At 71.8% G+C, this 21,507-nt stretch carries 23 protein-coding genes; 15 read left to right on the top strand and 8 right to left on the bottom strand.

Going from position 1 to position 21,507, the window contains the following annotated elements; translation table 11 throughout:
- Positions 1–45: 45 nt before the first annotated feature.
- A complete protein-coding gene (locus AC07B0_RS08910) occupies positions 46–597 on the bottom strand; it encodes a TetR/AcrR family transcriptional regulator (RefSeq protein ID WP_469376587.1) in 552 nt (183 codons plus the stop codon).
- A gap of 100 nt (positions 598–697) precedes the next feature.
- Between AC07B0_RS08910 and AC07B0_RS08905 the strand changes: the two genes are divergently transcribed.
- From AC07B0_RS08905 to AC07B0_RS08890, 4 genes are all read left to right on the top strand, one after another.
- Positions 698–1,126, top strand: coding sequence for a nuclear transport factor 2 family protein (locus AC07B0_RS08905; RefSeq protein ID WP_478897394.1), 429 nt, complete (start codon positions 698–700; stop codon positions 1,124–1,126).
- A gap of 98 nt (positions 1,127–1,224) precedes the next feature.
- Positions 1,225–1,881 (top strand): hypothetical protein, encoded by a 657-nt coding sequence (locus tag AC07B0_RS08900; protein WP_478897392.1) that lies wholly within the window; start codon positions 1,225–1,227, stop codon positions 1,879–1,881.
- Between the two features lie 6 nt (positions 1,882–1,887).
- Positions 1,888–2,562, top strand: coding sequence for an RES family NAD+ phosphorylase (locus tag AC07B0_RS08895; protein WP_478897391.1), 675 nt, complete (start codon positions 1,888–1,890; stop codon positions 2,560–2,562).
- A gap of 197 nt (positions 2,563–2,759) precedes the next feature.
- A complete protein-coding gene (locus AC07B0_RS08890; protein WP_469376595.1) occupies positions 2,760–3,695 on the top strand; it encodes a hypothetical protein in 936 nt (311 codons plus the stop codon).
- Positions 3,696–3,752: 57 nt separating this feature from the next.
- Here AC07B0_RS08890 and AC07B0_RS08885 read toward each other — a convergent pair whose 3' ends face one another.
- Entirely contained in the window at positions 3,753–4,343 is a 591-nt protein-coding gene (locus AC07B0_RS08885) for a TetR/AcrR family transcriptional regulator (protein ID WP_356872627.1), read from the bottom strand.
- 148 nt (positions 4,344–4,491) lie between these two features.
- On the opposite strand from AC07B0_RS08885, the gene AC07B0_RS08880 reads away from it, so the two are divergent.
- The 4 genes from AC07B0_RS08880 to AC07B0_RS08865 all read left to right on the top strand — a co-directional run bounded on the left by AC07B0_RS08880 (position 4,492) and on the right by AC07B0_RS08865 (position 8,492).
- The gene (locus AC07B0_RS08880) at positions 4,492–6,090 is read left to right on the top strand and encodes an MDR family MFS transporter (protein ID WP_478897389.1); all 1,599 of its coding nucleotides are present in this window, start codon (positions 4,492–4,494) and stop codon (positions 6,088–6,090) included.
- Positions 6,091–6,407: 317 nt separating this feature from the next.
- A complete protein-coding gene (locus AC07B0_RS08875; RefSeq protein WP_469376598.1) occupies positions 6,408–7,235 on the top strand; it encodes a polysaccharide deacetylase family protein in 828 nt (275 codons plus the stop codon).
- A gap of 164 nt (positions 7,236–7,399) precedes the next feature.
- The gene (locus tag AC07B0_RS08870; RefSeq protein ID WP_469376601.1) at positions 7,400–7,723 is read left to right on the top strand and encodes a nuclear transport factor 2 family protein; all 324 of its coding nucleotides are present in this window, start codon (positions 7,400–7,402) and stop codon (positions 7,721–7,723) included.
- A gap of 145 nt (positions 7,724–7,868) precedes the next feature.
- Positions 7,869–8,492 (top strand): hypothetical protein, encoded by a 624-nt coding sequence (locus tag AC07B0_RS08865; RefSeq protein ID WP_356872618.1) that lies wholly within the window; start codon positions 7,869–7,871, stop codon positions 8,490–8,492.
- A 187-nt stretch (positions 8,493–8,679) separates the two neighbouring features.
- Here the strand turns inward: AC07B0_RS08865 and AC07B0_RS08860 are convergent, their stop codons facing one another.
- The 3 genes from AC07B0_RS08860 to AC07B0_RS08850 form a co-directional block, all read right to left on the bottom strand.
- On the bottom strand, positions 8,680–9,966 hold the full coding sequence (locus AC07B0_RS08860; RefSeq protein WP_356872616.1) for an extracellular solute-binding protein: 1,287 nt from the start codon (positions 9,964–9,966) through the stop codon (positions 8,680–8,682).
- Between the two features lie 276 nt (positions 9,967–10,242).
- Complete coding sequence (locus AC07B0_RS08855) at positions 10,243–10,860, bottom strand: SMI1/KNR4 family protein (protein WP_356872614.1); 618 nt, start codon at positions 10,858–10,860, stop codon at positions 10,243–10,245.
- A 126-nt stretch (positions 10,861–10,986) separates the two neighbouring features.
- On the bottom strand, positions 10,987–11,337 hold the full coding sequence (locus AC07B0_RS08850) for a DUF192 domain-containing protein (RefSeq protein WP_469376605.1): 351 nt from the start codon (positions 11,335–11,337) through the stop codon (positions 10,987–10,989).
- A 93-nt stretch (positions 11,338–11,430) separates the two neighbouring features.
- Here AC07B0_RS08850 and AC07B0_RS08845 point away from each other — a divergent pair, with 93 nt between their 5' ends.
- Positions 11,431–12,156, top strand: coding sequence for a prepilin peptidase (locus AC07B0_RS08845; RefSeq protein WP_478897386.1), 726 nt, complete (start codon positions 11,431–11,433; stop codon positions 12,154–12,156).
- Between the two features lie 142 nt (positions 12,157–12,298).
- Here the strand turns inward: AC07B0_RS08845 and mgrA are convergent, their stop codons facing one another.
- The gene (gene mgrA / locus AC07B0_RS08840) at positions 12,299–13,336 is read right to left on the bottom strand and encodes an L-glyceraldehyde 3-phosphate reductase (RefSeq protein ID WP_356872608.1); all 1,038 of its coding nucleotides are present in this window, start codon (positions 13,334–13,336) and stop codon (positions 12,299–12,301) included.
- Between the two features lie 127 nt (positions 13,337–13,463).
- On the opposite strand from mgrA, the gene AC07B0_RS08835 reads away from it, so the two are divergent.
- The 5 genes from AC07B0_RS08835 (at position 13,464) to AC07B0_RS08815 (ending at position 19,191) form a co-directional block, all read left to right on the top strand.
- Positions 13,464–14,225, top strand: coding sequence for an isoprenyl transferase (locus tag AC07B0_RS08835; RefSeq protein WP_478897384.1), 762 nt, complete (start codon positions 13,464–13,466; stop codon positions 14,223–14,225).
- Between the two features lie 353 nt (positions 14,226–14,578).
- The gene (locus AC07B0_RS08830) at positions 14,579–15,895 is read left to right on the top strand and encodes a PhoH family protein (protein ID WP_356872604.1); all 1,317 of its coding nucleotides are present in this window, start codon (positions 14,579–14,581) and stop codon (positions 15,893–15,895) included.
- Between the two features lie 413 nt (positions 15,896–16,308).
- Positions 16,309–17,040 carry an aggregation-promoting factor C-terminal-like domain-containing protein gene (locus AC07B0_RS08825; protein WP_356872602.1) on the top strand — a complete coding sequence of 244 codons (732 nt, stop codon included), beginning with the start codon at positions 16,309–16,311 and terminating at the stop codon, positions 17,038–17,040.
- 128 nt (positions 17,041–17,168) lie between these two features.
- A complete protein-coding gene (locus AC07B0_RS08820; RefSeq protein ID WP_478897382.1) occupies positions 17,169–18,509 on the top strand; it encodes an AI-2E family transporter in 1,341 nt (446 codons plus the stop codon).
- Positions 18,493–19,191: a hypothetical protein gene (locus tag AC07B0_RS08815; protein ID WP_478897380.1), complete on the top strand. Its 699-nt coding sequence runs from the start codon at positions 18,493–18,495 to the stop codon at positions 19,189–19,191. The genes AC07B0_RS08820 and AC07B0_RS08815 overlap by 17 nt, the downstream gene beginning before the upstream one ends.
- A 61-nt stretch (positions 19,192–19,252) precedes the next feature.
- On the opposite strand, the gene AC07B0_RS08810 is transcribed toward AC07B0_RS08815, so the two are convergent.
- Both AC07B0_RS08810 and AC07B0_RS08805 read right to left on the bottom strand, forming a co-directional pair.
- Positions 19,253–19,801: an alkyl hydroperoxide reductase gene (locus AC07B0_RS08810; RefSeq protein ID WP_356872596.1), complete on the bottom strand. Its 549-nt coding sequence runs from the start codon at positions 19,799–19,801 to the stop codon at positions 19,253–19,255.
- Positions 19,802–19,804: 3 nt separating this feature from the next.
- Positions 19,805–20,359 (bottom strand): peroxiredoxin, encoded by a 555-nt coding sequence (locus AC07B0_RS08805; protein ID WP_356872594.1) that lies wholly within the window; start codon positions 20,357–20,359, stop codon positions 19,805–19,807.
- A 135-nt stretch (positions 20,360–20,494) separates the two neighbouring features.
- Here AC07B0_RS08805 and AC07B0_RS08800 point away from each other — a divergent pair, with 135 nt between their 5' ends.
- Positions 20,495–21,442 carry a hydrogen peroxide-inducible genes activator gene (locus AC07B0_RS08800; protein ID WP_356872593.1) on the top strand — a complete coding sequence of 316 codons (948 nt, stop codon included), beginning with the start codon at positions 20,495–20,497 and terminating at the stop codon, positions 21,440–21,442.
- Positions 21,443–21,507 lie beyond the last annotated feature (65 nt).

Below are 21,507 nucleotides of genomic sequence, written 5' to 3'. Positions count from 1 at the left end.
CCCCGGGCGTCGGTCAGGGGCCGGGCGCCGGGGGCCGGCTGCGGTTCAGGGGTGTTCCCGTAGCGTGCGGGCCGCTTCGGCGGCGCGGTGGGCCGGGGCCGGGCCGGGGTCGAGGGACGCGACCGCCGTCGCGCCCTCGACCAGGATCAGCAGCTGGTCGGCGAGTCCCGGCGGGCCGTCGGGGCCGACCAGGCCGGCCAGGAGGTCCCGCAGCTCCGCCTTGTGGCGGTGGACGACGTCCAGGACCCCGGCGGGGCCCGCGCCCAGTTCCCCGTAGGCGTTCTGGAACGCGCAGCCCCGGAAGCCCGGCTCCGCGAACCAGGTCGCCAGCCAGTCGAAGACCGCCGTGACCGGGTCCGGTGCCCCGGCGACCGCTTCCCTCAGGCCGGCCATCCAGCGCTGGTCCCGCCGCTCCAGGTAGGCCGTGACCAGGGCTTCCTTCGCGGGGAAGATCCGGTAGAGCCGCTTGAGCGCGACGCCCGACTCCGCGCGGATGCGGTCCATGCCGACGGCCTGGATGCCATCGGCGTAGAACAGTGCCTCCGCTGCGTCCAGCAGCCTGGTCCGGGCTTCGTCATCGGTCACGGGGGAGTCCATGAAGGCAGCGTAACCGAGTTCCGCTTGCGTGGAAAACGCTCGTTCTCTACGGTGAGAACGCCCGTTCTCCCCGATCGGGCCAACCCCTGAAAGGCTCGCCATGTCAGCAACCGACACCGCCGTACGTCCGCCCCTGCCGCCCTTCACCGAGGAGTCAGCCCGCGCCAAGGTCCGGGCGGCGGAGGACGCCTGGAACAGCCGCGACCCCGAGCGCGTCGCCCTCGCCTACACCGAGGACTCCGTCTGGCGGAACCGCGACCGCTTCCTCACCGGCCGTACCGAGATCCGCGCCTTCCTCGCGGACAAGTGGGAACGCGAGCTGGACTACCGGCTGCGCAAGGAGCTCTGGGCCTACACCGGCAACCGCATCTCCGTCCGCTTCGAGTACGAGTGGCACGACGCCTCCGGCCAGTGGTGGCGCAGCCACGGCAACGAGCAGTGGGAGTTCGACGAGGCCGGCCTGATGCGCCGCCGCGAGGCCAGCATCAACGACGTCCCCATCGAGGCCCGGGACCGCCGCCTCGGGTAGCCGTAGGCGATCCGTCAAGCAGCGGACAGGCGCGGGGCGCACGCATACCGTGGGCCACGGGAGCGGCCGGTGCACGCCGCGGGGGGAGACGGGTGCGGATGGATTCCACGGCGATGCTGGCGGCCTTCGCCGCCGACTGGGCCAGGCTGTCGGCCCTCGTGCCCCCGAGTGCCCGGGAAGCGCTGCGGCGGCGGCTCGCGGAGCTGCGGACGGCCCCCGACCGGGCCGCCGTCGCGGACGGGGCCGTACGGGGCGTGCTCGACGCCCTGCCCGCCCGGGAGGCCGCCCGGCTGCTCGGCGACGGAGGCGGCGACGGAGACGGTACGCGGTTGGCCGGCGCGTCCCCGCCCCCGCCCGCGCACGGGTACCGCGCCCTCGACCTGTGCCTCCTCCTCGTCGACGGGAACCCGATGGTCGGCCCGGTACTCGGCCCGGTCCGCGACCGCCTGCTCGCCGCACCCGCGATACCGGCGGAGGCGGAGGGGGAGGAAGGTGCGGGCGACCCCGGGCTGATCGTCCTCACGGACGTGGACGGCCGACGCCGCCTGCCCGCCTTCCAGTTCGAGGCCGCGGCGCTGCCCTGGGCGGTCGTACGGGAGGTCAACGGTCTGCTCGGCGCCGCCTGCGACCCGTGGGGCGCGGCCGACTGGTGGCTGTCCGCCAACGCCTGGACGGGCACCGCACCCGCCGCCCTCCTCGGGCGCGGCCGCGACCCGGAGCTGCTGGGCGCCGCGCGGACGCTCGGGGAGGGGTGAGGGGCCGTGCCGAAGTACCCGCCGCCGGACGCCCCGCCCGGTGAGCCGAACCGTGCCACGCTGCCGGCGGGCACGCCCGTCTACCGCGTCCACGGCACGCACCGCGCCCCGACCGCCTTCAACTCCCGTCCGGCCCACCCCTTCTACTACGGCGGCCGTTTCGACGGCACGCCCTACGACCCGTACGGCTACCTGTACCTGGGCCTCGGCGCGGGCGCGGCGGTGTGCGAGGTACTGCTGCGGTCGATCCCGTTCGACAGCGACGGTTCCGTACGGCTCCTGCCCCGCACCGCGTTCGAACGCCGCAGCCTGTCCCTCCTGCGGCTCACCGCCGACGTCGACGTCGTCCCGCTGGTGTCCGGCGCGGACCTGGCCTCCGTCGCCCAGGACCCGTGGCTCGTCCACGCCGAGGCGGCGGACTATCCCCAGACCCGGGACTGGGGCCACTGGATCCGGCGCCGTCGCGCGCCCTGGGCGCAGGGCTTCGTCTGGCCGTCCAAGCGCGAGCCGGCCGACCGGGTCGCCGTCCTCTTCGAGGACCGCTGCGGCACCGCGCCGCCGCTGGAGGAAGTGGCCGCGGGGAGGGTCGACTTCGGTACGCCCGAGGGGGAGGAGTGGCTGAACGCCATCCTCGCCCCGTACCGGACACGGGCCGCGCCACGGCCGGGAGGGCCGGCCTGACCGGGCCGCCGCCGACGCCCAGCACCCCGCCCGGCCCCCGCCCGGATCAGGCCGGGGCGGCCGGGCGGGGCGTTTCCCGGGCGAGGTCGGGGCGATGGTGGTCCGGCCGTACTTCCCTTGCCGCCGCCGGGAGTTGACTGGAGGAAGGGCCCTCCGGAGACTCCGGCGGCGCCCGCGGCACAGGAAGGGGACCCCGTGTGACCAGTCCCGGTGGCGGACGCCATCCGTACGGCCCGGCATGGCACCCGGGCGGGGTGCCGCCCCGGCCGGGCCACCCTCCGCGCGCGCCGCGCCGCGCGCGGTGGGAGCAGCTCCGCGAGGGCGACTGGCCGCCACTGTGGGAGGTGCTGAAGGGCGTGCGCCTGCCCGGGTGCATCTGGGTGCTGTTCCTGGTCTTCATCGGGCCGCCGCTGCTGCTGCTCCTGGCCTATCCGCTGGCCCGCACGGCCTGTCGGCAGTCGCACCGGCTGTTCCCCGTACACGCCTATCCCCGCGTACTGGACCCGTTCATGGCGCGGGTGCAGGGCGCCAGGGCGTGGACCGCCCTGGCGGCGAGCACCGTGATCCTCGCCGTCTACGGAACGGCCACGGACTGGGCCGAGATCCAGGAGCGGTACTTCCTCCGCGTCGCGATGACGCCGTGGCTGCTGCTGCTCACGGGGCCGCTCGTGGCCCTGGTCGTCATCCGGCTCGCACCCCCGGCGGCCCGGCCGGGCCTGCGCGCGCGCCTGCGGCCCGCCGGGCGGGCGGCGCTGTGGTACTTCGGCGCGTTCACCGCCGTGCCGCTGCTCTTCGCGGCGATGGTGCTCCTGGGCGAGAGTTCCGGGATGGCGGGGCCGCTGGTCCTGCTCGGCCCGCTGCTGTGGACGCTGTTCTTCGTGGCCTTCGCCTCCCTGACGCTGATCCCCTCCGTGTTCGGGGTGTCCCGCGTCCACGCCGCCCTTCCGGCGCTGATCACCGGCGTCCTGGTGTGGGAGCTCGCGGCCGTCAGCCTGGCGGTCGGCGGGCTGCCGCCGGGCCCGCCCCTCGTCCAGGCGTGCGCCCTCCTGGGCGGCCCGGCGTCGGTCACGGCCGTGGCGTGCTGGGAGATCGCCCGCCTGCGCGCGCGGTACGGGGTCACGTTGCGCGTGTAGGACGCCCGGGGTGCGCAGCCCGGCGGGCCGGCCGGATCGCCCGGCCGGCCGGGCCCGTCACTCCCCCCGCTGGTGGGCCCGGGTGATGAGGTCCGTCGCGACCTCCAGGGCCGCCTGCCGGGTCTCCTCCGGGTCGCCCTCCACGTGCTGGAGGAACATCATTCCCGCGTGCAGCGTGAACAGGGCGCTCACGCACCGGACCTGGTCCGTCAGCGGACCCTCCTCCGTGCGCAGCAGTTCCACCAGCGTGAACAGCCGCCGCTTGACGGTCTCGCCGATGCTCAGCTCCCGCATCGTCGCCTGGTTCTCCTGCATGAAGCGGTACAGCTGCGCGCCCGCCGCCATCGCCTCGCTGTAGCGGCGCAGCACTTCCCGCTTCGTCTCCAGCGTCGGCGGCTGCTCCTGCGCCCACTCGATGAGCTCGTCGATCGGCCGGGTCACGTCGTCGAAGACGCTGATGATGATGTCTTCCTTGGTCTTGAAGTGGTAGTACAGCGCCGCCTTCGTGACCTCCAGCCGCTCCGCGATCTCGCGCAGCGACGTCTTCTCGTACCCCTGCTCGGCGAACAGCTCCAGCGCGACGTCCTGAATGCGCTGGCGCGTGTTGCCGCGCCGCTGCTGCGGACCGCCGCTGGAGCTGTTGGACATGGCTCTCCCCACACTTACGTACGACATATGTACTTACTTGACGACCGGCTAGTGGCAGGTCTACCGTCCCCATTGTAGTGAACTAGCCGGGCGGCAAGTAAGTGCCCGGCCAGGCGTGAGACGAAGTGCCGGTGCCAGGGGAGTGGACATGAGCGAGACAGTCAAGACGGCCGGACCCGCGGGGGAGGTGGATCCGGGGGTGAAGCCGCGCAGCGTGCGCGTCGTCCTCATGGCGCTCATGATCGCGATGCTGCTCGCCATGCTCGACAACATGATCATCGGCACCGCGATGCCGACGATCGTCGGCGAGCTCGGCGGCCTGGAGCACCTGTCCTGGGTGGTCACCGCCTACACCCTCGCCACCGCCGCCTCGACCCCCATCTGGGGCAAGATCGGCGACATGTACGGGCGGAAGGGTTCCTTCCTCACCTCGATCGTCATCTTCCTCATCGGCTCCGTGCTCAGCGGCATGGCCCAGGACATGGGCCAGCTCATCGGCTTCCGTGCCGTCCAGGGCCTGGGCGCCGGCGGTCTGATGGTCGGCGTCATGGCGATCATCGGGGACCTCATCCCGCCCCGTGAGCGCGGCAAGTACCAGGGCATGATGGCCGGCGTGATGGCCCTCGCCATGATCGGCGGCCCGCTGGTCGGCGGCACCATCACCGACCACATGGGCTGGCGCTGGTCCTTCTACATCAACCTGCCGCTGGGCGCCGTGGCCCTCGCCATGGTCACCGCCGTGCTGCACCTGCCCAAGAAGCGGGCCAAGAGCAAGATCGACTACCTGGGCGCGGTACTGCTGACCATCGCCATCACCTCGACCGTCCTCGTCACCACCTGGGGCGGCACCGAGTACGCCTGGGGCTCCGCCGAGATCATCGGCCTGATCGCCGTCGGCGTCGTGTCGACCGCCGCCTTCCTCTTCGCCGAGACCAGGGCCGCCGAGCCGATCATGCCGCTGCACATCTTCCGCAGCCGCAACTTCACCCTCATGTCCGTGATCGGCTTCCTCGTCGGCTTCGCGATGTTCGGCGGCGTGCTCTACCTCCCGCTCTTCCAGCAGGCGGTCCAGGGCGCCTCCGCCACCAACTCGGGCCTGCTGCTCCTGCCCATGCTGCTCTCGATGATGCTCGTCTCGCTGATCGCGGGCCGCGTCACCACCAGCAGCGGCAAGTACAAGATCTTCCCGATCGTCGGCGGCGCCCTCATGGTCGTCGGGCTGTTCCTCCTCGCGACGATGGACACCGGCACCTCGCGCCTGGTCTCCGGCGTGTACATGGCCGTCCTCGGCGCCGGCCTCGGCTTCCTGATGCAGATCACCATGCTCGTCGCCCAGAACAGCGTCGACATGAAGGACATGGGCGTGGCCTCGTCCTCGGCCACCCTCTTCCGCACGCTCGGCGGCTCCTTCGGCGTCGCCCTGATGGGCTCCCTGTTCACCACCCAGGTCACCGAGACCATGGTCGAGCGCCAAGGCGCCCAGGCCGCCGCCGCGGCGGGCTCCGCCCAGCTCGACGCGGCGAGCCTGGCCAAGCTGCCCGAGGCGATGCGCGAGGCCTACCAGCACGCGGTGGCCGCCGGTACGCACTCGGCCTTCCTCCTCGGCGCGGCCGTCGCCGTACTGGGCTTCGTGGCGGCCTGGTTCGTCAAGGAGGTCCCGCTGCAGGGCGCGGGCCCGGCCCCCGCCGGAGCGGGCGGTGACGCCGAGAAGTCCGCGCCGTCCCCCCAGGACTCGCTGGCCCACTGAGCCCCGCGCCCCGAAGGCGCACGCACCACCACGGACACCGCCACGGCGGGTCCGGCACCGGACTAACCCCCGGCGCCGGGCCCGCCGTTCGCGTGGGGGCGGTGCGGCGGTGAAGCCGCTGCGGCGCCCGCGTCCCGTGCGCGCCGGTGGGCCGGGAGGGGCTCAAGAGGCAGTCGCCCCCTGTCGTGCCATCTGGGGCTATGAAGGTCTAAACACCTCATTACCTGCAATTTATGGGGCAACTTGGCGGAACCCCTCCCCGTCCGAAGGCGTCATGACCCACAGGACCCTTTCAAGGGCGGATGGGGAGTGGACACATGACGCGTACGCAGAAGCTCGGCCTCCGGGCCGGGATAGCCGTCGCGGCCTCGGCCGCGGCCGTCACAGCGACCGTGTGGGGAGTCACCGCACTCGTCGGAACGGACGGCCACCACGCCGCCCCCCACGAGAACGTGGCCCGGCCGAACGGCACCGGGCCCGGCGGCGCACCCGCCGCGCCGGGCGCCCCCGGCGCACCCGCCACGCCCGAGAGCATCGCGCACGCGTCGGAGAGCGGCGGCAACGCCGTCAACATCACCATCGACGACGGCCCCGACCCCCGCTGGACCCCCCAGGTCCTCGACGTCCTGGCCGAGCACGGCGTGAAGGCGACCTTCTGCATGGTCGGCCCGCAGGCCAAGGCCCACCCGGACCTGGTCAAAAGGGTCGTCGCGGCCGGCCACCGGCTCTGCGACCACTCCATGGACCACGACACGAAGATGGACAAGAAGCCCGTCGCCTACCAGCAGGCGCAGATCCTCGAAGCGAAGAAGCTGATCGAGGAAGCCGCCGGAGCCGGCGCGAAGGTCGAGTACTACCGCGCCCCGGGCGGGGCCTTCACCCCCGACAGCCGCCGCATCGCCGCCGCCAACGGGATGCGCCCGCTCGGCTGGAACGTGGACACCAAGGACTTCGGCAAGCCCGGCACGGCCGCCATCGTCGAGGCCGTGAAGCGCGGGCTCGGCAACGGCCCCACCGTGCTCTTCCACGACGGGGGAGGCGACCGCCGCCAGACCGTCGCCGCCCTCGACCAGGTGCTGGCCTGGCTGGCGGAGCAGGGCCGGCCCACCGGCTTCCCGGTCCGCACCGCACCCGACGCGTCCTGAAGACCTGCCCCGACCGGCACGCCCCCTGACACGCCGTCCGGCGGCGAACGGGTGAAGGTCGGCGCCCATCCGCCGCCCGGGGTGTTCCCTGGTCGCGCACGACGGACCGTACGAGCCCGTACGGGACCGGCGCACACGACCGTACGCACGACCAGGAGGCTCACGTGATCGACCCCGCCCAGCTCACCGACCCCACCGTCCGCGCCTTCGTCAACGCCGTCAACGCCGGGGACCGGGCCGCCCTCCGGGCGGTCCTCACCCCCGGAGCGACCATGTCCGACGACGGCTCGGACCGCGACCTCGCCGACTGGACCGAGCGGGAGGTCTTCTCCTCCGGCGGCCACATGACCGTCGCGTCCGAGGCCGACGGCGGCCGCTCCCTCGTCGTCGACTACCGCAACGACACCTGGGGCGAGATGCGCACCGCCTGGCGCTTCGACGTCACCCCCGACGGCCGCGTCAGCCGCTTCGAAACCGGCCAGGCCTGACCGGCGGACCCGACCCGCCCGCGCATCCTCGCGCCTTCCCCGCCGGAACGCGGTTCGTCACCTGTGCGGCCCCCGCCCGCTCCCGTACGGGTGAACGCGCCCGGGCCGTCGTTCCGGCCCGCCACGGGCCCCCGTTGGACCCGGCATGAACCGCACCCGTACCGCAGCCCTCGCCCTCGCCGCCGCCACGGCGGCCCTCGCCCCAGCCCTCGGCCAGAGCGCCGCCACGGCCGCCCCGGGCACCTCCTACCTCCAGGACCCGGCCGGCGGCGAGAAGGCCATGAAGTCGATGTGGACGAAGGACGAGATGCACAAGGTGGAGGGCCAGGTGCGCTTCCACCCGGGCGTCCAGTACAAGACGGTGACCGCCCCCGGCCCCGAGGGCGCCCGCGAGTACGAACGGCAGGTCCCCGACCCGAAGACCCTGGCCTGGCAGCCCTCGTACGAGTTCGCCTGGTCGGTGTCCGACTCGACACTGGTGAAGAAGGCGCTCACCACCAAGGACGGAAAGCACCCGATCGTCGTGCACGCCGTACTGCGCACCGCGAAGGGGGCCAAGGCGGGGGAGGTGCGCCGCGAACTGACCGGACAGCCGGCGACGGGGCGTCAGAAGGTCGAGGGGGGCAAGCGGATCGCGTGCGACACCGGCGAGTACACGGTGGAGTGGTCGGTGACCCGCACGGGCTACGGGACGCTCACGGGCACGCTGCGCTGGGATTCCGACTGCGGTCAGTACCGCACGGCCTTCGACCCGAAGATCAGCGGGTAGGACCGGAGAAGGGGGCCGGCGGGGCCGGGCCGGAGGTGGGGGCCGGCCGCCCCGCGCACCTTGTGGGTGCTCGGCGGGCGACTGGGCCGCGGCCTTGGATCAAGTGCCGTCAGCCATTCTGCCGCACGGGATGCGGTGGGGCAGGGAGGCGAAGGTCCCGTGTCAGCGGGCCTTCCGTACGGGTACCTCAGTGCTTCTTGCCGGCCTGGGTCGCCTTCGCGGCGATCTCGTCCAGGACGGTCTTCGGGTCGACGGAAGGCTCCACGGCCCGGCCGATGCTCCGCTTGATGGTGTCGCTGACCGTCACCCAGGACGGGTCGTTCACCGGGTAGAGCTGCGCGCCGCGCAGGGCGGTCAGGAACGCCTCGTCGGTGTTGCCGAGTCCGCCGCCCGCCGGGGTGCGGGACGCGGTGACCGTCGACGGCAGCAGGTGGTAGCGGTTCGCGAAGTCCGTCAGGTTCTTGTCCTGGTAGAGGAAGTCCAGGAACGTGCCGATCTGCTTGCCCTTGCCGTTCTGCTTGAAGGCCATCATCCAGTCGGCCACGCCCACGGTCGGCGTGCTCTCCCCGGCACCCAGGTCGTCGGAGACCGGCATCGGCACGGCCTTGACGTTGATCCCCTTGGCGTTCGCCTCGTGGAGCAGCGACGGGTAGCCGTTGACCATGCCGACCTCGCCGCGCAGGAACGCGGCGAAGGCGTCGGCGCGGTTCAGCTTCGCCGGCGGGGTCGGGCCGACCAGACCGGGAGCGATCATGTGCTCCTTGATCCAGCGGAACGTCTCGACGTTCTGCTCGGAGGCCAGGCTGTAGTTGCCGCTGTTGTCCGCGTACCCGCCGCCGTTGCTCAGCTCCCAGATCAGCGCCTCCGCGTGCGCCTCCTCCGGGCCCAGGGGCATCGCGTACGGGTACTTCACGCCCTTGTCCTTGAGCGCCTTCGCGTCGTTCCTCAGGTCCGTCCACGTCTTGGGGGCCGCGGTGATGCCGGCCTTGGAGAACAGGGAGTCGTTGTAGAAGAGCAGGCGGCTGCTGGCCACGAACGGCAGGCCGTAGAGGGTGCTGCCGACCGAACCGGCCTCCGCCAGCGGCTGGAGGAAGTTCGCCTCCGCGGTGATGGAAAGCAGCTCGTCCGCGGCGTACAGCTGCCCCTGCGCGGCGAAGTCCGAGTACGAACCCATGAGGGCCATGTCCGGCGCTTTGCCGGCCTTCACCATGCGCGAGACCTCGCGGTCGATGTCGGCCCAGGGGAGGAGCTGGACCTCGACCTTGATGCCCGGGTTGGCGGCGGTGAAATCACCCGTCACCTTGTCCCAGTAGGCCTTGGAACTGGTGGCCGGGGTGTCGCCGTATTCGGCGGCCACCAGGCGCAGCGTGCCGCCGTCCCCGGAGCCGCCGTCGGAACCTCCGCAGCCGGACAGCGGTACCAGCAGACCGAGCACGGCGGCCGAGGCGGCCGGGCCGAACAATTTTCTTCGCACGGGTGGATTCCCCTGATTTTCTTTTGAGTCCCGTTATTACTTATGAGTTGCTCCGGGCTGGGGTGTCCCGCCGTGGCCCGTTGGCCGGAATTCTCTCCTGACCGTGGGGTGGCTGATTCCATTGGGGCGGCAGTTGTGTTCAATGCTCCAAGCGCGGCTATTCCCTCTGGTGTTTTCCGATATGTGATCGTCAAATCGGACGCGCGTAGACATGGGGAGACATGCCGAAAAGCCCGTTTCCGGCCAGGAAACGGGCTGAAGGGTGTCCGGAAATATCTAGTCGGCGAACTCGCCCGCGTACGGGTCGGGCTCACCCGTTTCGGGGTTGCGGCCCTCCTGCCAGCGGCGCTGGGCCTTGCGCCAGTGCACGAAGCTCAGGTGCCCGGCGTCCCAGAAGGTGATGCTGACCGGGCTCACGTCGAACTCGTCCGAGCACAGCAGCAGCAGGAACTCGGCCATGCCGTACGGGTGCACCGCGAAGGAATCGGCGGTGTGCCGCCCGACGACCAGGACCGGCCACCGGTCCGGATCGGCGTCGGAGGTCAGCCAGCACAGGATGTCCGACCCGCCGGTCACCCCCCAGGCGATGATCGACTCCGGGTCCACGTCGAAGGCGGCCCGGCCGCCCTCCGCCTCCCACACCTGACGGGCGTTGGCGGTCTCCTCGGCCATCTCCGCCGGATCCCACTGGAGCCCCGGCTTCGGCAGCGGCAGCAGCACGCTGGCCTCGCCGTTGATGGAACCCGCGCCGAACCGCCCCATGAAGGCGATGTAGTCCGCCGGGAACCGGGTCCCCCAGACGGCCTCCGCCGCCTGCCAGTCGATGTCCTCGTCGGCGCCGTGCGTCGCCGGCATGATCTGCTCCAGCGCCTTGATCCGCGCGTTCTCCGTCATGCCGCTCCCCTGCCACCCCAGCTCAACCGCCCCAACCTACCGCCCGTGAGCCCCTGCCCCTAGATCGTGTCGCCAAAGTCCTGTCCCAGGGGGAGTCGCGCGGGCCGGCGAGGGCTCAGCGCGGGTTCAGCGCGGGCTCAGGTCCACGCGGACGCCCGGGCGCAGTCCCCAGCGCGCCATCGCGCCCGCCTCGGCCTCCAGGACGTGCCGGGCCCGCGGCCGGGGCAGGCCGAGCCGCCCCGGCACCATCGTCCGTACGGCGAGCACCCCGAAGTTCCGGTCGAGGTAGGCCACGTCGATCGGGAAGCGCATCCGGAAGGTGTGCACGCTCGCCGCCGGCGTCAGCAGCAGGGCCCCCTCGATCCCGTCCCGCCCCAGCAGCCCCCGCGTCCGTGCCCGGTACGAGGCCGCCACCTCCAGACCCACCGTCACGTCCCCGGCCCGCAGCGTCCCGTGGCCGTCCGTCCAGTTCCCCATGCGGCCACCTTGCCGGGTCCGGGGGCGGCAGGGCCAGGGCGCGTGGGCCCCCGGGCCCATCCCCGCACCCCCGGTACGGCCTAACGTCACCGGATGGGCATCCTCGCGGCCATCCTCGCCGCCACCTACGGCGCGGCCGCCGGGCTCCTGCTGCCCCGCGCCGCGTACCGGCTCTCCGTACCGTCGCAGGAGCCCTGGCGGACGCACTGCCCGGACGGGCACCCCGTCCCCGGCTGGCTGGGCCCCGCCCGGTGCGCGGAACACCGCTGCGGCGCCCTCCGGAACCGGGCCGCCACGGCCGCCGCCGTCACCGCCGCGGTCTGCGCCGCCCTCGCCGCCGCCGCGGGACCCCGCCCCGAGACCGGCGTCTTCGTCGCCCTCGCGCCGGTGCTCGTCCTGCTGGCCCTCGTCGACCTCGCGGTGCACCGGCTCCCCGACGTCCTCACCCTCCCGCTCGCCGCCGCCACCGCCGCCCTCCTCGGGGCGGCGGCCCTGCTTCCCGGCGCCGCCGGATCGTGGCGGCTCGCGCTGCTGGGCGGGGGCGCGCTCGCGGCGGCGTACCTCGTGCTGTTCCTGATCAACCCCGCCGGGATGGGCCTCGGCGACGTCAAGCTCGCGCTTCCCCTGGGGGTCGCTCTTGGGTGGTACGGGTGGGGGGTATGGGCGGCCGGGGCGTTCCTGGGCTTCCTCTACGGGGCCCTGTACGGGCTCGCCCTAGTGCTGCGGGGGCGCGCGACCCGGAAGGCGGGCTTCGCGTTCGGGCCCTTCATGACGGCCGGAGCACTCACCGGAGTGCTGCTGGGCGGATTCGGAGCGTAATCATCTCGCGCCAATGCACGCAGCATGCTTTACGAAGGGTTATGGTGGAACCCCCCCCTCGGGCCGGTCCGTATCCCCCCCACGGACCGGCCCGTTTTTCGTTCCCGCCGCCCCGCGGTCAAGCGGGCGACATCGCCGCAGGTCAGCCGCGTTGGGCCCAGATGTTGGTGCCGGGGGTGGAAACGGCGAAGGAGTCGATCTCCTTCAACTCCTGCTCCGACAGCGGCGCACCCGCCAGCGCGGCCAGGTTCTCCTCCAGCTGCTTCACGCTCGACGCGCCGATCAGCGCCGACGTCATCCGGTCGTCCCGCAGCACCCACTTGAGCGCCAGCTGCGCCAGCGACTGCCCGCGCCGCGCGGCGATCTCGTTCAGCCCGTTCAGGCGCCGGACGACGTCTTCCGAGAGCAGCGCCGGGTTCAGGGACTTGCCCTGGGTGGCCCGCGAGCCCTCCGGGATCTCCTTCAGGTACTTGCCGGTCAGCAGCCCCTGCGCGAGCGGCGCGAAGGAGATGCAGCCCATGCCGGCCTCCTCCAGGGTGTCCAGCAGCGCGTCCTCCTCCGTCCAGCGGTTGATCATGGAGTACGAGGGCTGGTGGATCAGCGGCCGCACGCCCATGCCGGTCAGGATCCGGGCGGCCTCGGCCGTCTGCTCGGCGGTGTAGGAGGAGACGCCCACGTACAGCGCCTTGCCCTGCTGGACCGCGGACGCGAGCGCGCCCATGGTCTCCTCCAGCGGGGTCTCCGGGTCGAAGCGGTGCGAGTAGAAGACGTCGACGTAGTCCACGCCCATCCGCTTCAGCGAGGCGTCGAGCGAGCCGAGCAGGTACTTGCGGCTGCCCCACTCGCCGTAGGGGCCGGGGTGCATGAAGTAGCCGGCCTTGGTGGAGAGCACCAGTTCCTCGCGGTGGGCCGCGAAGTCCTGGGCGAAGATCTTGCCGAAGTTCAGCTCGGCCGAGCCCGGGGGCGGGCCGTAGTTGTTGGCCAGGTCGAAGTGGGTCACACCGAGGTCGAAGGCGCGCCGCAGGATCGCCCGCTGGGACTCCAGGGACCGGTCGTCACCGAAGTTGTGCCAGAGGCCGAGGGAGACGGCGGGGAGCTTGAGGCCGCTGCGGCCGGTGCGGCGGTACTCCATGGAGTCGTAGCGCGAGGGCTCTGCCCGATAGGGATTGGTATCAGTCACGATGTCCTCCCTATCACGGACTTGTGACAGACCGAGTTGGGTACCCGATCCCGCCGCGCAGTAATGTGGCCGACTCGGGGGAGACCGCAATTCGCACGGGGGCATTGCACGGAGGGGCTCGAAGATCGTGAAGCTGCGCGACCTGGTGTACAGGCTCTACGCACGCCGGGTGGAAGGCCGCCTCGACCATGACGCGTCGCCCAAGCACATCGGCGTCATCCTGGACGGGAACCGGCGCTGGGCCAAGGCGTCCGGAGGCACGACGGAGCAGGGCCACCAGGCCGGGGCCGACAAGATCTCGGAGATGCTGGGCTGGTGCACCGAGACGGACGTCGAGGTCGTCACCCTGTGGATGCTCTCCACGGACAACCTGGACCGGCCGGAGGTCGAGCTCCGCCCGCTGCTCAACATCATCGAGAACACGGTCCGGGGCCTCGCGGCGGACGGCCGCTGGCGCGTCCACCACGTCGGCAACCTGGACATCCTGCCCGCCCGGACCCAGTCCGTGCTGAAGGAGGCCGAGCAGGCCACGCACGACGTCAGCGGGATACTCGTCAACGTCGCCGTCGGCTACGGCGGCCGCCAGGAGATCGCCGACGCGGTCCGCTCGCTGCTGCTGGAGCACGCCGAGAAGGGCACCTCCTTCGAGGAGCTCGCCGAGGTCCTGGACATCGACCACATCGCGGAGCACCTGTACACCCGCGGCCAGCCCGACCCGGACCTGGTCATCCGCACCAGCGGCGAGCAGCGGCTGTCCGGATTCATGCTGTGGCAGAGCGCCCACTCCGAGTACTACTTCTGCGAAGTCTTCTGGCCGGCCTTCCGCAAGGTCGACTTCCTGCGCGCGCTGCGCGACTACGCCGCCCGGCACCGGCGCTACGGCACCTGATCCCCGGGCGGCAGGTTCCCCGGCGGCTGACGCCCCCTCGGTCCGCCGGTATCCCCTCTGTCCCCGTTCGTCCCCCGCGCAAGGCCTTCACCAGGACTTCACCGAGCGTCCGTCATATGCCATGGCATGGCCGCGCACGTTCGAGGGCATAACCCTGGCAGGTCGACGTCCGATCCACGGGTGTCGAGTCTCAGCGGACGGCACAGGGCCGTCCGCCCGGGAGGCCCTTTGCACCAGGACGCGCGTGCGGTTCGCACGGACGGATTGGAGGGCCGGAAAACGGCCCTTGCACTGGCGCCGTTGACCGGTCCGGTCTTCATGGCCCGACCTCTTCCGAGGGGGTACGTCCTTCCGTGGTGACCAGCACAAAGCGCCGCCTGCCCGACAGGCGGACCTACGTCCTCGACACCAGCGTCCTGCTGGCAGACCCCAACGCGATCAAGCGCTTCGACGAGCACGAGGTCGTGCTCCCGATCGTGGTGATCACCGAGCTGGAGGCAAAGAGGCACCATCCCGAACTCGGCTACTTCGCGCGCCAGGCCCTGCGCCTGCTCGACGACTTCCGGGTCCGGTACGGACGTCTCGACGCCCCCATCCCGCTGGGCGATCTGGGTGGCACGCTGCGCGTCGAGCTCAACCACTCCGACCCGGGCGTCCTGCCCGCCGGCTTCCGGCTGGGGGACAACGACTCGCGGATCCTCGCGGTCGCCCGCAACCTCCAGGCCGAGGGCTACGACGTCACGGTCGTGTCGAAGGACCTCCCCCTGCGCATCAAGGCCTCCTCCGTGGGGCTGCTCGCGGAGGAGTACCGGGCCGAGCTCGCCATCACGGACGCCGGCTGGACCGGCATGAGCGAGCTCGCCCTCTCCGGGGAGCAGGTCGACCTCCTCTACTCCGAGGAACGGCTCTACGTACCGGAGGCCGCGGAGCTGCCCGTGCACACCGGGCTGGTCCTCCAGTCCGAGCGCGGCAAGGCCCTGGGCCGGGTCACCGCCGACGGCAACGTACGGCTCGTGAAGGGAGACCGCGAGGCCTTCGGGCTGCACGGCCGCAGTGCCGAGCAGCGCATCGCCCTCGACCTGCTGCTCGACCCGGAGATCGGGATCATCTCCATGGGCGGCCGGGCCGGCACCGGCAAGTCGGCGCTGGCCCTGTGCGCCGGCCTGGAGGCGGTGCTGGAGCGGAGGCAGCATCAGAAGGTGATGGTCTTCCGGCCGCTGTACGCGGTCGGCGGCCAGGACCTCGGCTACCTGCCCGGGGACGCCTCCGAGAAGATGAGCCCCTGGGCGCAGGCGGTCTTCGACACCCTCTCGGCGGTCGCCGGGCGCGACGTCATCGAGGAAGTGCTGGGCCGCGGCATGCTGGAGGTCCTGCCGCTCACCCACATCCGCGGCCGTTCCCTGCACGACGCCTTCGTGATCGTGGACGAGGCCCAGTCCCTGGAGCGCAACGTCCTCCTGACGGTGCTCTCCAGGATCGGCGCCAACTCGCGGGTCGTCCTGACCCACGACGTCGCCCAGCGGGACAACCTGAGGGTCGGCCGGTACGACGGAGTCGTCGCCGTCGTCGAGAAGCTGAAGGGGCATCCGCTGTTCGCGCACATCACGCTGACCCGCTCCGAGCGCTCCCCGATCGCCGCGCTGGTCACGGAAATGCTGGAGACACTCTGATACCGAACGGGTCAAAAACCCCATAGCGGAGAGATGAGTTGGCGCCGCCCGGCAAAAGGCCCAGAGCCTAGCCGGGCGGCGCCGCGCTGCACAGCCCTTTGTCCGAAACAGCGGAGCCCCCGCAGGTGTGACCTTTCCCACGCAACGCGGAATTGCCCTGCGGCGTCGAGGTCCGGCAGAGTCTGTTTTCCGTCAGGCCCCGCATACGGCACACCTGTATCTCTCGTGAGGTACGCGCAGCACCACAACTCCAGAACCGTTGGCCGTATGCCGCCCGAGCACCACGCGGCAGCTCCCGCAGGGGAGTTGCCCACGGGCCCGCGCCTCCAGTGACCGCACCACCACGGAGGCCAGTGTCGAGGGGCACTCTTGCGCCCGCTCGGTCACTGCGGACGCTGCTGGAAGGACACCGTGTGAGCCGGATCTCGGTCCGGGGGTTCGCAGTGGCTTCGGCCACCGCGGTCACCACCGTCGGCGCAGTCGTGGGCGTTGCCACGGGCGACTCCTCCTCGAACGACCTCGAGACGACCGCTTCCGGCGCGACTCTCCTCGCTGAAATCCCGGTCGGCGACCAGGCCGAGGTCCAGAGCGCCTCCCTGGCCCAGCAGGCCGACTCCATCGCCCACGCCGCCGACGCCGACGCCAAGCGCTCGACGGAGGAGGCCGCCCGTCTCCAGGCCGCCGAGGACGCCAAGTCCAAGAAGGCGGAGGCCGAGAAGGCCGACAAGGCGAAGAAGGACAAGGAGAAGGCCGACCTCGAAGCGAAGGCGAAGGCCGAGCGCGACGAGGAGGGCGAGACCGCGAGCCGGTCCGCCTCCCGTGACGCGGGCGACTTCCCCGTCCAGGGCTCCTACACGGTCGCCCAGGTCAAGGCCATGGCCCAGCAGATGGTCCCGGCCGGGCAGTTCCAGTGCTTCTCCAACATCATCAACCACGAGTCCACCTGGAACTACAAGGCGGTGAACGCCTCCTCGGGCGCTTACGGTCTGGTCCAGGCGCTCCCCGGTACGAAGATGGCCTCGGCCGGTGCCGACTGGCGCACCAACCCGGCCACCCAGATCAAGTGGGGCCTGAACTACATGAACGAGCGCTACGGCAGCCCCTGCGGCGCCTGGAGCTTCTGGCAGGCCAACAACTGGTACTAGGTCACAGGCCGCCACCCGGCTCCGGGGAGCCCCGCACCGTCCTACGGTGCGGGGCTCCTCGCGTGTACGGTCGTGCGGGGCGGCCGAACAGGGCGCGCCGACGCGGTGGGCGGGGGGAAGGGAACGACATGGCGAAGAGGGCAGGCTGGCTCGGCCGGCTCGGGAGCAGACTGAGCCGGATGGAGGCACGGCTGGACGAACGGCGTGCCGAGGTCGAGGCCGAGGCCGCCGGAGACCCGCCGCTGCCCACCCCCGTGGTGACCGCCGGGACGCCCGTCCCCGCGGCGCGGGTCACGGCCGGTCAGCCGGGGCCGCCCGAACGTCCCGACCCGGTCAGCGTCATCCCGTGGGGGGTGCGCGTCGCCGCCGAGGCCAGCTGGCGGCTGCTGCTGCTCGCCGGGCTGCTGTGGGTGCTGATGAAGGTGATCAGCGAAGTGCGCCTGGTCGTCCTCGCCTTCGCCGCCGCGATGCTGGTGACCGCGCTCCTCCAGCCGTTCGTGGTCCGGCTGCGCCGGCTCGGGCTGCCGCGCGGGCTGGCCACCGCCGTGACGGCGATCCTCGGGTTCGTCGTGATCGGCCTCGTGGGCTGGTTCGTGGTCTGGCAGGTGATGGAGAACCTCGACGACCTGTCCAACCGGGTTCGCGAGGGGATCAACGAACTCAAGACCTGGGCACTGGACAGTCCGTTCCACGTGACCGAGAAGCAGATCAACGACATCGCGAAGAACCTCAGCGAGACCATCGGCACGAACACCGAGCAGATCACCTCCGCCGGGCTCCAGGGCGTGACGGTGCTCGTCGAGGTGCTGACGGGCATGCTGCTCGCGATGTTCTCCACGCTCTTCCTGCTCTACGACGGCAAGAAGATCTGGACCTGGGTGCTCGGACTGGTCCCGGCCGCGGCGCGTCCCGGAGTCGCGGGCGCAGGTCCCCGCGCCTGGCGCACGCTGACCGCGTACGTGCGCGGCACGGTGCTGGTGGCCCTCATCGACGCCGTCTTCATCGGCCTCGGGCTGTACTTCCTGAACGTCACCATGGCCGTGCCGCTGGCCGTGTTCATCTTCCTGTTCGCCTTCATCCCGCTGGTCGGCGCCGTGATCTCCGGGGCGCTGGCGGTGGTCGTGGCGCTGGTGACGGAGGGTCCGTTCACCGCGCTGATGGTCGTCCTCGTGGTGCTGGCGGTGCAGCAGATCGAGGGGCACGTCCTGCAGCCCTTCATCCTGGGCCGGGCGGTACGGGTGCACCCCCTCGCGGTGGTGCTCGCGGTCGCGGCGGGCGGGATGGTCGCGGGCATCGGCGGAGCGGTGGTCGCCGTACCGCTGGCCGCCGTCACCAACACGGTGGTCGGCTACCTGAAGGCCTACTCCCGCGAGCAGCGCGGGCTGGTGGCCTCCGTCGGCCCGGCGCCGCACGGGGCCACGGCGGTGGAGGTGGCCGTACGGGAGGCCGGGGATGATCAGCGAGCCTGAGCTCGAAGGGGAGTGGACCTCCGACCGCCCGGCCGAGGTGGCCCGGCCGCCCGGGGCCGGGGCCGGGGACGGGGCCGGGAACGGTCCGGACGGCGGGCGGGGGACCGGCCGGCCCTGGCTGTGGGCCCTGGGCGGGGCGGTGCTGGCCTCTGCGGTGTGGGCGGGGACCCTGGTCGCACAGGATCGTTTCTCCAACGGGCCGCCGATTGCCTACCGGCACGCGGAGGACCTGTGCAAGGAGGCCCCGATGAAGGCGCTCGGCGGGGTGGCCGGAGGGTTCGACGACAGCAGGCCTGCCCACGGCGAGGGCCCCGCCCTGGACTGGGCGTACTGCGGGCTCTCCACCCGGTGGGACGAGGGGCGGGTCTCCTACCAGGCCCAGCTGATGGTCGAGTTGCACAAGAAGACGGACCCGGGGACGGAGTTCGGGGCGGGCCCCGGGGGCGACCCCGACCGGAGCCGGGAGCTCGTCGAGGTCCAGCAGGTCCCCGGGCTCGGGGAGCGGGCGCTGTTCTACCGGCACGTGGACGTGCCCCGGCTCCAGGTGCTCGACGGCGGCGCGGTCTTCACGCTCAGCGTCGCCACGTGGCGGGAGACCGACGAACCCGAGCCCGACGAGGACGCGGTCACCGCCGCGATGATCGAGGACGTACGGGCGCTCATGGCCCGGCTGAAGAAGTGAACGCACGGGGCCCCCGCGGCCGGGAAACGGCTGCGGGGGCCCCGTCGCGTACGGTGCGAGGTCACTCGGCGGCGAGGACGGCCTCCGCGTCGAGGGTGACGGCGACGGCCTGGATCACCGAGGCGATCTTGAAGGCCTCCTGGACCGTCTCGCGGTCGACACCGGCCTTGCGCAGGACCTGCTCGTGCGAGTCCAGGCACTGGCCGCAGCCGTTGACCGCGGAGACCGCGAGCGACCACAGCTCGAAGTCGACCTTCTCCACGCCGGGGTTGCCGATGACGTTCATCCGCAGGCCCGCGCGCAGCGTGCCGTACTCCGGGTCGGAGAGCAGGTGGCGCGTCCGGTAGAAGACGTTGTTCATCGCCATGACCGCCGCGGCGGACTTGGCGGCGGTGTACGCCTCCGGGGACAGCGCCGCCTTCGCCTCCGGCTCCAGCTCACGCAGGACGCGCGGGGAGCGGGCCGCGATGGCGCAGGCGAGGACGGTGCCCCACAGCTGCTGCTGCGAGAGCTTGCCGTTGCTGTCGGCGTTCCCGATGACCGAACCGAGGTTCAGCTTCAGGTCCTTGGCGAAGTCCGGTATGGCCGACTTGAGGGAGTCGAGGGACATCCGTCACTCACCGGCCAGCAGCGCGCCGGCGTCGAGGGTGTTCTCGCCCTTGGTCCAGTTGCAGGGGCACAGCTCGTCGGTCTGCAGGGCGTCGAGGACCCGCAGGACCTCCTTGGGGTTACGGCCGACGGAACCGGCGGTCACCATCGAGAACTGGATCTCGTTGTTCTGGTCGACGATGAAGACGGCGCGCTGGGCGAAGCCGTCCTCGCCCTGGACGCCGCAGGCCTGCATGAGCTCGTGCTTCGAGTCGGCCAGCATCGGGAAGGGCAGGTCACGCAGGTCGGCGTGGTCCTTGCGCCAGGCGTGGTGGACGAACTCGGAGTCGCCGGAGACGCCGAGCACCTGGGCGTCGCGGTCGAGGAACTCCTCGTTCAGCTTGCCGAAGGCGGCGATCTCGGTCGGGCAGACGAAGGTGAAGTCCTTCGGCCAGAAGAACACCACGCGCCACTTGCCCTCGTAGGTCTTGTGGTCGATCTGGGCGAACTCGTCACCGGCGTCGAGCGAGACGCAGGCGGTCAGATCGTAGGTGGGGAACTTGTCACCGACAGTGAGCACGAACTCTCCTTGCGAAATGGAAAGTGACCCTTTTGGGGGCTTTCCGAAGGGGTTGGACGGATCTCACATGCTGGCACAGCTGCATTGATTACGGAAATAGCTAGTCTTGTGTCGGGTGATCGGAGGTACCTATCAGTGGCTGTCAGTAGTAGAGGACCGAAGCAGCCGACGCTGGCGCAGCTGCGCGCCTTCGCGGCGGTGGCGGAGCACCTGCACTTCCGGGACGCCGCCGCGGCCATCGGCATGAGCCAGCCCGCGCTGTCCGGGGCCGTCTCCGCGCTGGAGGAGGCCCTCGGGGTGCAGCTGCTGGAGCGCACCACCCGCAAGGTGCTGCTCTCCCCGGCGGGCGAGCGGATCGCCGTCCGGGCGCGGGGCGTGCTCGACGCGATGGGCGGGCTGCTGGAGGAGGCCGAGGCGGTACGGGCCCCCTTCACCGGGATCCTGCGGCTCGGGGTGATCCCCACGGTGGCCCCGTACCTCCTGCCGACCGTGCTCGGGCTGTTCCAGCGCCGCTACCCCCGGATGGACCTCCAGGTGCACGAGGAGCAGACGGCCTCGCTGCTGGAGGGCCTCTCGGGCGGCCGGCTGGACCTGCTGCTGCTCGCGGTCCCGCTCGGCGTCCCCGGGGTCACCGAACTGCCCGTGTTCGACGAGGACTTCGTCCTGCTCGCGCCCCGGGACCATCCGCTGGCCGGGCGCCGGGACATCCCGCGCGAGGAACTGCGCGGGCTCCAGCTGCTGCTGCTCGACGAGGGGCACTGCCTGCGCGACCAGGCCCTGGACATCTGCCGCGACGCCGGCCGTACGGTCGGGGCCGACGTCACCACGACCGCCGCCGGGCTGTCCACGCTCGTCCAGCTGGTCGCGGGCGGGCTGGGGGTGACCCTGCTGCCCCGCACCGCGCTGCGGCTGGAGACCGCCCGCAACGAGCACCTGTCCACGGGGTACTTCGCCGAGCCGGCCCCCTCGCGGCGCATCGCCCTGGCCATCCGCACCGGCACGGCCCGCCAGGAGGAGTTCCGGGCGATCGCGGCCGCGCTGCGCGAGGCGGTGCGCCCGCTCCCGGTGTGGCCCACCGACTGAGGGGCCGGCCGGTGGGCCCGGGGACCGGCGTCCGGGCTCGCGGTCGGGACTCCGCGGTCGGCACT

It is taken from the genome of Streptomyces sp. NPDC044704, from assembly GCF_056433525.1.
This window is presented reverse-complemented; position numbering and strand designations above follow the sequence as displayed.